At 70.4% G+C, this 8,420-nt stretch carries 8 protein-coding genes and 1 pseudogene; 4 read left to right on the plus strand and 5 right to left on the minus strand.

Annotation, left to right across the window (positions count from 1 at the left end):
• Positions 1–115 precede the first annotated feature (115 nt).
• From SCK26_RS01185 to SCK26_RS01200, 4 genes are all read right to left on the minus strand, one after another.
• Positions 116–1,141, minus strand: coding sequence for a LacI family DNA-binding transcriptional regulator (locus SCK26_RS01185; RefSeq protein ID WP_318199325.1), 1,026 nt, complete (start codon positions 1,139–1,141; stop codon positions 116–118).
• A 76-nt stretch (positions 1,142–1,217) separates the two neighbouring features.
• Complete coding sequence (locus SCK26_RS01190) at positions 1,218–2,051, minus strand: ATP-binding cassette domain-containing protein (RefSeq protein ID WP_318199326.1); 834 nt, start codon at positions 2,049–2,051, stop codon at positions 1,218–1,220.
• Positions 2,048–3,043 (minus strand): ABC transporter permease, encoded by a 996-nt coding sequence (locus tag SCK26_RS01195; RefSeq protein WP_318199327.1) that lies wholly within the window; start codon positions 3,041–3,043, stop codon positions 2,048–2,050. Before SCK26_RS01195 ends, SCK26_RS01190 begins: the two co-directional genes overlap by 4 nt.
• A 134-nt stretch (positions 3,044–3,177) precedes the next feature.
• Entirely contained in the window at positions 3,178–4,200 is a 1,023-nt protein-coding gene (locus SCK26_RS01200; RefSeq protein ID WP_318199328.1) for a sugar ABC transporter substrate-binding protein, read from the minus strand.
• A gap of 243 nt (positions 4,201–4,443) precedes the next feature.
• Here SCK26_RS01200 and SCK26_RS01205 point away from each other — a divergent pair, with 243 nt between their 5' ends.
• The 3 genes from SCK26_RS01205 to SCK26_RS01215 all read left to right on the plus strand — a co-directional run bounded on the left by SCK26_RS01205 (position 4,444) and on the right by SCK26_RS01215 (position 6,589).
• Positions 4,444–5,406: a carbohydrate kinase gene (locus SCK26_RS01205; RefSeq protein WP_318199329.1), complete on the plus strand. Its 963-nt coding sequence runs from the start codon at positions 4,444–4,446 to the stop codon at positions 5,404–5,406.
• Positions 5,407–5,786: 380 nt separating this feature from the next.
• Positions 5,787–6,281, plus strand: a complete 495-nt coding sequence (locus tag SCK26_RS01210) for a GH32 C-terminal domain-containing protein (RefSeq protein ID WP_412080693.1) — start codon at positions 5,787–5,789, stop codon at positions 6,279–6,281.
• A gap of 14 nt (positions 6,282–6,295) precedes the next feature.
• Complete coding sequence (locus SCK26_RS01215; RefSeq protein ID WP_318199330.1) at positions 6,296–6,589, plus strand: antibiotic biosynthesis monooxygenase family protein; 294 nt, start codon at positions 6,296–6,298, stop codon at positions 6,587–6,589.
• A 216-nt stretch (positions 6,590–6,805) separates the two neighbouring features.
• On the opposite strand, the gene SCK26_RS01220 is transcribed toward SCK26_RS01215, so the two are convergent.
• Entirely contained in the window at positions 6,806–8,032 is a 1,227-nt protein-coding gene (locus SCK26_RS01220; RefSeq protein WP_318199331.1) for an MFS transporter, read from the minus strand.
• A 124-nt stretch (positions 8,033–8,156) separates the two neighbouring features.
• Here SCK26_RS01220 and SCK26_RS01225 point away from each other — a divergent pair.
• Positions 8,157–8,420: pseudogene (locus SCK26_RS01225) on the plus strand (IS1380 family transposase); the annotation flags it as partial.

The raw sequence follows: 8,420 nt of genomic DNA on the forward strand, positions 1-8,420 counted from the left end.
CGGCCCCGGCCGCCGGACAGCCCGGCCCCGATCCCCGTCGTCGGCGCGGGCCCGACGCGACGCGCGCCCGGGCCGCGCACTCCGGGCCGGCGGCGTTCGTACGCCTCGCGCGGCCTCACCGCCTGGTCGTGGCGGCGCGTTCGCCCGAGCCCCGGACGATCAGTTTCGTGGGGACGGTGATGGTGCGGGCGCGGGAGCGGTCGCCGTCCAGGCGGGCCAGGGCGGCGGTCGCCGCCGCTCTGCCGATCTCCTCGGGGTTCTGGGCGACGACGGTGAGGGCGGGTTCGAGTACTTCGGCGAGCGGGACATCGTCGAAGGCGACGAAGGCGACGTCCTTCCGCTTGTTGCGGGAAAGCTCGGCGAGCATGCCCAGGGCGGCCATGTTGTTGCCGGCGAACAGGGCCGTGGGAGGGTCCGCCAGGTCGAGCAGCTGGGAGGTCGCGGACGCGGCGGCGCTCTGGCTGTGGGCGCCGGCGACCAGGGAGCGGTCGTAGGCGAGGCCCGCCTCCTCCAGAGCCGACCGGTATCCCTTCAGGCGTTCGCGGCGGGTGTAGAGGTTGAGGGGCAGGTCGCCGATGAAGCCGATGCGCCGGTGACCATGGGCGATCAGGTGGGCGACGCCGTCGTGGGCGCCTGCGCGGTTGGAGCTGACGACGCTGTCGGCGGCCAGGCTCGTTCCGGGCCGGTCGATGAAGACGACGGGCAGACCGCCGGCGCGGTGGGGCTTGAGGTGGGAGTGGTCGGCGCCGACGGACGGCACGAGCATCAGAATGCTGACGCGGCGGGCGAGGAACTTCTCCGTCAGCGCGCGCTCGCGACCGGGGTCGTCCGCGGAGGAGCCCATGAGCAGGGTCAGACCGCGGTCGCGGACGGTGTCCTCGATACCGCCGGCGACGGCTCCGAAGAACGGGTTGCCGAGGTCCGGTATGACCAGTCCGACGGTGGTGTCGGGTCCGCCGACCCGGATGTTGCGTGCCATGAGGTTCGGCTGGAAGCCGAGCTTGGCCATGGCGGCGAGAATCTGCTCCCTGGTCCGGGCGGAAACGGGCCCGTCCTCGTTGAGGACGCGGGAGACGGTCTTGGCACTGACGCCTACTTCGTGGGCGACGTCTGCCAAGGTGGGGCGACGGTTCGCTGCCATAGAGGAAACGGTCTCCTGTACTCGTCGATTCCGGCCGCGGCCTCGGCCGGAACCTGTGAGTGTCTCAGTCCTGTGCTCAACTGGCCTGGACGCCCGCGGCCTGCGCGGCCTCGGAGTCCGCTACGACAGTATCGCCGACCGCGTTCACGGTGAGCGCCCCGGTCATGATGGCGACGACTTCGGCCATGGAGTAGTCGGAGGGCTTGATCACGGCAGCGCGCCGGCCCAGCCGGTGCACGTGGACACGGTCGGCGATCTCGAAGACGTGCGGCATGTTGTGGCTGATCAGGACGACCGGCATGCCCTTGTCGCGGACGCGGCGGATGAGTTCGAGGACCTGGCCGGATTCCTTGACGCCGAGGGCGGCGGTGGGTTCGTCCATGACGACGACGCTGCGGGCCCAGGCCACCGAGCGGGCGACGGCCACGGCCTGCCGCTGGCCGCCGGAGAGGGTTTCGACCGGCTGGCTGAGCGAGCGCAGGCCGATCTTCAGGTCGGCCATGTGTTCCGCGGCCTCCTGGCGCATCCGCTTTTTGTCGAGCATGCGGAACACGCTGCCGAGAACGCCGGGACGGCGCAGTTCGCGGCCGAGGAACATGTTGGAGGCGATGTCCATGGAGGCGGCCACGGCCAGGTCCTGGTAGACCGTCTCGATGCCGTGGGCGCGTGCGCTCTGCGGGCCGGAGAACCGGACGAGTTCGCCGTTCAGGCGTATCTCGCCCGCGTCCGGGACCAGCGCGCCGGTGAGCGCCTTGATCAGGCTGGTCTTGCCGGCGCCGTTGTCGCCGATGACGGCGAGCACCTCGCCGGGCAGCAGGTCGAAGTCGGCACCGTCGATCGCGGTGACCTGGCCGTAGCGCTTGACCAGACCGCGGGCCTGCAGGACGGGGGTGGCGGAGTCGGTGGTCATCGGGCCTTCCTCCGGGAGATCTGGTCGACGGTCACCGCGAGGATGACCAGGACTCCGGTGATCAGGGTCTGGTAGATGGAGGCAACGCCCATCAATTGCAGGCCGTTGCGGAAGACGCCGACGATGAGGACGCCGATGAAGGTGCCCAGGACCGATCCGCGGCCGCCGAAGAGGCTGGTGCCGCCGAGGACCACGGCGGTGATGCTGTCGAGATTGTCGGTCTGGCCCGCCTGCGGGTCGCCGACCCCGGTACGCGAGATGAGCAGCAGGGCGGCGACACCGTAGAGGAGGCCGGCCACGGTGTAGATGCCGATGGTCAGGCGGGAGGTGCGGATGCCGTTGAGCCGCGCCGCTTCCTGGCTGTTGCCCAGGGCGTAGAGGTGCCGGCCCCAGCCGGTGCCGCTCAGAGCGTAGGCGAAGAGGAGGAACAGGCCGATGGTGACGAGGGAGCCGTAGGTGATGTCGGTGTGGCCGAGCGGGAAGGTCTGCCCGAGGGCCGTCAACGGGCCGGGCAGGTCGGCGACGGTCTGTTCCTCGGAGTAGATGTGGGTCAGCGCGAACGCCACGTTGAGCATGCCGAGGGTGACGATGAACGGCGGCAGCGGGACCTTCTGCACCAGCAGCCCGTTGAGCAGCCCGAAGCCGCCGCAGACGGCCAGGCCCAAGGCGATGGCGGCGAGCGGGGGCAGGGACCCCTCGGCGGCCATTCTGGCGATCACGATGCTGCCGAAGGCCATCACGGCGCCGCACGACAGGTCGATACCCGCCGTGAGGATGATCAGGGTCTGTCCGATGGCGAGGGTGCCGACGACCATGACCTGCTGGACGATGAGCGAGAAGTTCCCGCCCGTGAGGAACTGGTCGGTTGAGAGGGAGAAGAAGACGCAGGCCAGAAGGAGTGCGGCCAGCGGGCCGGTGGTCGGCGCGGTGAGCAGTCTGCGGGCCGTCGTCGGAGCTTTCAGCTCGGCGTACGGCGCTGTCGTGGCTGTCATGCGAAGTCCTTGTCGGAGGACAGAGGTCCTGGTCGGAGGAGAAGAGGGGCAGCCGTTCCGAGCCGCGTCGGGACGGGTCCGGGCCGGTTGGCCGCCGGGAGGACAGGTGGTGCCGTACGGTCTGGCGGGGCGGCTCAGCCCCAGCAGTTCTCCAGACCGGAGGCGGTGTCCTTGGACGTGACGCCCGTCCGCGCCTTGTCGGTGATCAGAGTGACGCCGGTGTCGGTGTAACCGGACGCCTTCTTACCGCCCTTGGCATACGTCACGACGGCCTTGACGCCTTCGGCGGCCATCTTCAGCGGGTACTGCTGGGACGTGGCGGCGATCTTGCCGTCCTTGACCGCCCGGGTCCCGGTGCAGCCTCCGTCGACGGAGACGACCAGGACGTCCTTCTCCTTGCCCTTCGCCTTCAGCGCGGTGTACGCGCCCAGGGCGGCCGGCTCGTTGATGGCGTAGACGACGTTGATGCCCGGCTCCTTCTGCAGGCAGTTCTCCATGGCCGTCTGCCCCTTGGCCTGATCGCCGCCGGTGTCCTGGGAACAGACGACGGCGGGGTCGCCGCCGCCGATGCCGAAGCCCTTGAGGAAACCGTCGTGCCGCTGGACGCCGACGGAGACGCCGGGCGCGAGGTCGAGGGTGGCTATCTTCGCGGCCTTGCCCTTCATCGCGGCCTTGGCGTATTCGCCGATCAGCTCGCCGGCCTTGAGGTTGTCGGTGGCGAAGAGGGCGTCGGCCGCGCTCCGCGGCTCGGTCGGCGTGTCCAGGGCGATGACCAGGACGCCCTTGGCGCGGGCCTTCTGGATGGCGGGCACGATCGCCTTGGAGTCGTTCGGGGTGATCAGGATGCCCTTCACCCCGGCGGCGACCATGTTCTCGATGGCGGTGACCTGACCGGCGTTGTCACCGTCGAACTTGCCGGCGGCGGTGGACAGTTCGGCGCCGTCTTCCTTGGCGGCCTTCTCCGCGCCCTCCTTCATCTTCACGAAGAACGGGTTGGTGTCGGTCTTGGTGATCAGACCGACCTTCACACTCCCCGAACCGGAACGCGCGGAACCGGATCCGGAGCCCGATCCGCAGGCCGTCAGGGCGAGGGCCGCGACGGTTGCGCAGGCGGCGGCTCCGAGGAGGGAAGCGGTCGGACGAGTGGTGCGGGACATGAACGTCTCCTGCGGGATCGCGAGTGGTGCGGTCGGTATCCGGGTGTGCCGACCCTGATTGTCATCGTTGACTTATGTCATCGTTGACACTGCCTGGCGAGGATGATGGACTCCGCATCCCGGCAACGTCAATGCCTTGCCGCCGTCACAAATCGGCAACGTCCGCCGACGGCGATCCGAGGTCCGGCAGCAGCCGTAGAGCGTTTCATCCGATTTCCCCCTTCTCGTAGAGGAGAGCGGTCCATGAGTCCACGTGAGATCACCGTCCTGGGAGAGTGCGTCGCGGACGCGTTCGCCGAACCGGCGGGCAGCGCGAGTGAACTCGCCCTGCGCGTGCTGCCCGGGGGCGGGCCCGCCAACACGGCCGTGGCGCTGGCCCGGTTGGGCACTCCGGCCCGCTTTCTCGCGCGCTTGTCCGGTGACGTGTTCGGCCGCCTGTTCCGGGCTCACCTGGAGGCGTCCGGGGTCGACCTGTCGCACGCGGTTCCGGCCGCCGAGCCCAGCACGCTGGCCGTGGCGGAACTGGACGGCCAGGGCCAAGCGGCGTTCTCCTTCCACGCGCGGAACACGGCTGACTGGCAGTGGAGCACAGCGGAACTCGCCGGGGTCGACCTGTCCGGCACCTCATGTGTGCACACCGGCTCGCTGGCTCTGGTGCGCGAGCCCGGCGCGGCCGCGGTGGAGGAGTTCCTGGCGACGGCCGCCCCCCTGACCACCATCAGCATCGACCCCAACGTCCGGCCGCTGCTGGTGCGCCCGGAGGTCTACCGCGCCCGACTGAAGGACTGGTGCGCCCTCACGGACGTACTGCGGCTGAGCGAGGAGGACCTGGGCCTCCTCCTGCCGGACACCCCGCCCGAGCGGGCGTGTGACATCTGGCACGCCGCGGGCGCGCGGCTCGTCGTGATCACGCGGGGAGCCCACGGTGTCCTGATCTCGCTCGACGGCGAACGGGCGCGGATCCCCGCGGTGGCGACGCGGGTCGTCGACACCGTCGGTGCCGGGGACTCCTTCACCGCCGGTTTGCTGCACCGTCTCGGCGCCCGCGGGCTCCTCGGCGGCCGGCTCACCGGTCTGCGTCTCGCCGACGTCACCGACGCCTGCCGGTTCGCCACCCGGGTCGCTGCCCTGACCTGCTCGGTCGCCGGGCCGAATCCGCCGTGGCACCACCAGGTGGCAGAGTTCGCGACCGCCGTCGGCGCCTGACGCGCCGTACGGACGGCTCCCCGGATTCCGTCCGGACTGTTGACGTGCCGACCGGAGCCCCCACATCATCAGGGCCTCGATGTCATCGATGACACACGTCATCGATGACATCCTGCCGACGCCGTGGACGACGGCATTCGGCAGGGACCGATCCCGGCTCCGTCCGTACCGCCGGAAGGCCCCGGCGCGTCGACGGCCCCAGCACAGGAGACCGCACATGACCTCCGCAGCATCCCGGCCTGCCCGCGCGAAGTTGCTCGCCGCGGTGGCGGCCGTCTGCGCGCTGTCCGCTGCCCCGCTCGCCCCGCAGGCCGCAGCCTCCGACGTGCCGCCCTGCCCTGCGCACCGTCGACGGGAAGATCCGGCTGACCGGCAAGCCGGTGGAAAGCCTGACGTCCCTGCGGAAGAACCCCCCGGCGTCCGTGGACCAGGTCACCGTCAGGAACACCTCCCAGCCCCTGATCGGCTCGGCGGCCAAGGGCCAGACGCTCGATATCGACGCGGCCTTCTCGCTCCAGGACGCCGACCGGTTCGGCCTGAAGGTGCGCGCCGGCGCCGGCGGAGAAGAGACGGTCATCGGCTACGACACCACCACGAAGGCGCTGTACGTCGACCGCACCCGCTCCGGCGCCGTGGACTTCGACAGCACCTTTCCCGGAATCCAGACAGCACCGCTGAAGGCCGAGAACGGCAAGGTGAGGCTGCGGATCCTGGTCGACCGGTCGTCCGTCGAGGTCTTCGGCGGCAAGGGAGAGGCGGTGATCACCGACCAGATCTTCCCCGACCCCGCCGGCCAGGACGTAGAGATCTTCGCCGAGAACGGCTCCGTGCGGCTGGACCAGGCCCGGGTCTGGCACCTCGACTCCGCCCACTGAAAGGACACGCGACCGTGAAGAAGACCCTGTTCGCCGAATTCACCGCCCGAGAGGGAGCCGAGCACGAGGTGTCCCGCCTGATCCGCGACTACGCCGCAAAGGTGCGAGAAGAACCGGGCAACCTCGCCTTCGATGTCTACACCAAGGCATCCAGCCCGCGCGCCTTCTGGATCTTCGAGGTGTACGAGGACGAGGACGCCTTCCAAGCCCACCTGCGGGCTCCGTACGGCGGCCCCTTCAACACCGCGCTCTCCCCGCTGATCGAGGAGGACGCCTCTGTGCTGACATTCCTCGACCCCGCGGCCTGAGCCCCGGCCGGACACGCTGAAGGTCGCCGGCTGCCTGGTCACGAACCAGGTCCGCGCCTGCTACCTGCTCGGCGCGTTCGGTTTGGTCCTCAACGCCATCGTGCTCCGGACGACGAAGTACATCGACGCCGTCGCCCAGTTCCAGGCCGAGAGCCACGAAATCCGCGAGGAGGACGTCGCGCGCCGGAAGCGGACGAGGAGGACGGCTTCTGACGCCTACTCGCCGGTCATCCCGTGGCTTCCGCCGGCAACGCCTGGCTGCGGCCGGGTCCGCATGCCCCAGCGGGCCAGAGATGGGCCGACAGCGCCCAGTGCCGCGAAGAACAGCGCCAGCAGCAGCCAGCCTGTCGTGCCGAGTCCGAGCACCACGGTGGTGAGGATCGCGGGAGCGAGAGCCTGGCCCGCGCCGAAGCCGAGGCCGAGGACGCCTTGGTACTGGCCCTGGGCGTGGTCGGGGGCGAGACCGAAGCCCAGGGCGAAGCCCGCCGACGACTCCCAGACCTCTCCCAGGCTGTGGACGAAGATCGCGGCCAGGACCAGTACTGCCGCGGCCCGGACCGGGATGTACGCCGCCAGCGCCATCATCGGGCAGCTGACGAGGAAGAGCAGCCCAGCCGTGCGAAACGCCCGGCCGCCGTCGTGCGGGGTCTCGATACGCGAGCCGATCCTGGTCTGCGTCAGCACACAGAAGAGGGAGTTGACGGCGAACAGCGCGGCCACCGTCCAGCGCGGCGCTTCGGTGTGTTCCGAGATCCAGATCGGCAGGAGCAGCGAGACCACCTGGTACTGCAGTCCCATGGCCCCGTAGAGGGCGGTGAACGCCAGGAAGGGACGGTCCGCGAAGACGAGCCGGCGCCGCTGCCGCGGTGGCGCTGCCAGCACCGGATAGCGAGGCAGCAGGAGCAGCAGCACCGCGCACAGGGCGAAGCTCGCCGCGTTGCCGAGGATCAGCGTGACGTAGGCGCCACGGGTGTCCGCGGCCAGCGCCGGCCCCGCACCCACCGTTCCCAGGACGACGCCCAGGTTGACGTACGTGCGCAGCTTGGCACGGAACAGGGCCGGGCGCTCACCGCCGACCCGGACCACCAGCGCGCCCCACGCCGCCCCGCCGGCCGCCGCGGCGATCTGGTCGGCCGTCGCGATGACCGTGAGCGCGGTCCAGCTCTCGACGAGGACGAGGGCCGCCATCGACACCGCCTGGAGCGCGAGAGCCGACATCATGACCGTGCGCGCGCCTCGCCGGTCGGCGAGATGCCCGCCCGGTATGCCCGCGCACAAGCCGGCCGCTGCGGCGATGGTGAGCGCGGCGCCGACCTGCGCTGCGGACAGACCCACGACCAAGGTGAAATAGAGCGCCGACGCCGCATTGAACAGACCATTGCCGACCCGGTTGACGAAACTGGCGGCGATCAGCACGCGCTCCGGCCTGCTGTCCCCTGCCATCCTGCCTGTTCGGCCTGCCAAGCCGCGCCTGCACACGGACGGCAGGCTAACAGCGGTCGCCGATCCGGCAGCAGTCGTACCGAGATCGCGTGCCCTGGCTTCGCCACGGGCACACCCCAGGCCGCCGATCGCCGAGTTCGAGCCCCGTCAACGGCTGCGAGTCCGGGCCGAGGACCGCGTCCGCGCGGCCCGGGCCACCGACCCGGGCAACCTGTCCCCGCACCGTACGGCCCAGGACCGGATCCGGCTGGAGATCGCGCGGATCGCTCTCGACCTGCCGGCCTGGATGCCGGTGCTCGCCCTGACCGGCAAGGCCGGGTGCCGGAAGCACCGCCGCCTGCGGCGCCGCCTGTCCGGCACGGTTGGACAGCTCGTGGAGATCCACCGG

The sequence above is a fragment of the Streptomyces sp. SCL15-4 genome (assembly GCF_033366695.1).
In the GTDB taxonomy this organism is placed as follows: Bacteria; Actinomycetota; Actinomycetes; order Streptomycetales; family Streptomycetaceae; genus Streptomyces.

What these genes read in the sequence shown, in the direction of transcription:
- SCK26_RS01220 (WP_318199331.1), bottom strand. Translation starts at nt 8,032, where the DNA reads ATGGCAGGGGACAGCAGGCCGGAGCGCGTGCTGATCGCCGCCAGTTTC.
- SCK26_RS01200 (WP_318199328.1), bottom strand. Translation starts at nt 4,200, where the DNA reads ATGTCCCGCACCACTCGTCCGACCGCTTCCCTCCTCGGAGCCGCCGCC.
- SCK26_RS01195 (WP_318199327.1), bottom strand. Translation starts at nt 3,043, where the DNA reads ATGACAGCCACGACAGCGCCGTACGCCGAGCTGAAAGCTCCGACGACG.
- SCK26_RS01190 (WP_318199326.1), bottom strand. Translation starts at nt 2,051, where the DNA reads ATGACCACCGACTCCGCCACCCCCGTCCTGCAGGCCCGCGGTCTGGTC.
- SCK26_RS01185 (WP_318199325.1), bottom strand. Translation starts at nt 1,141, where the DNA reads ATGGCAGCGAACCGTCGCCCCACCTTGGCAGACGTCGCCCACGAAGTA.
- SCK26_RS01205 (WP_318199329.1), top strand. Translation starts at nt 4,444, where the DNA reads ATGAGTCCACGTGAGATCACCGTCCTGGGAGAGTGCGTCGCGGACGCG.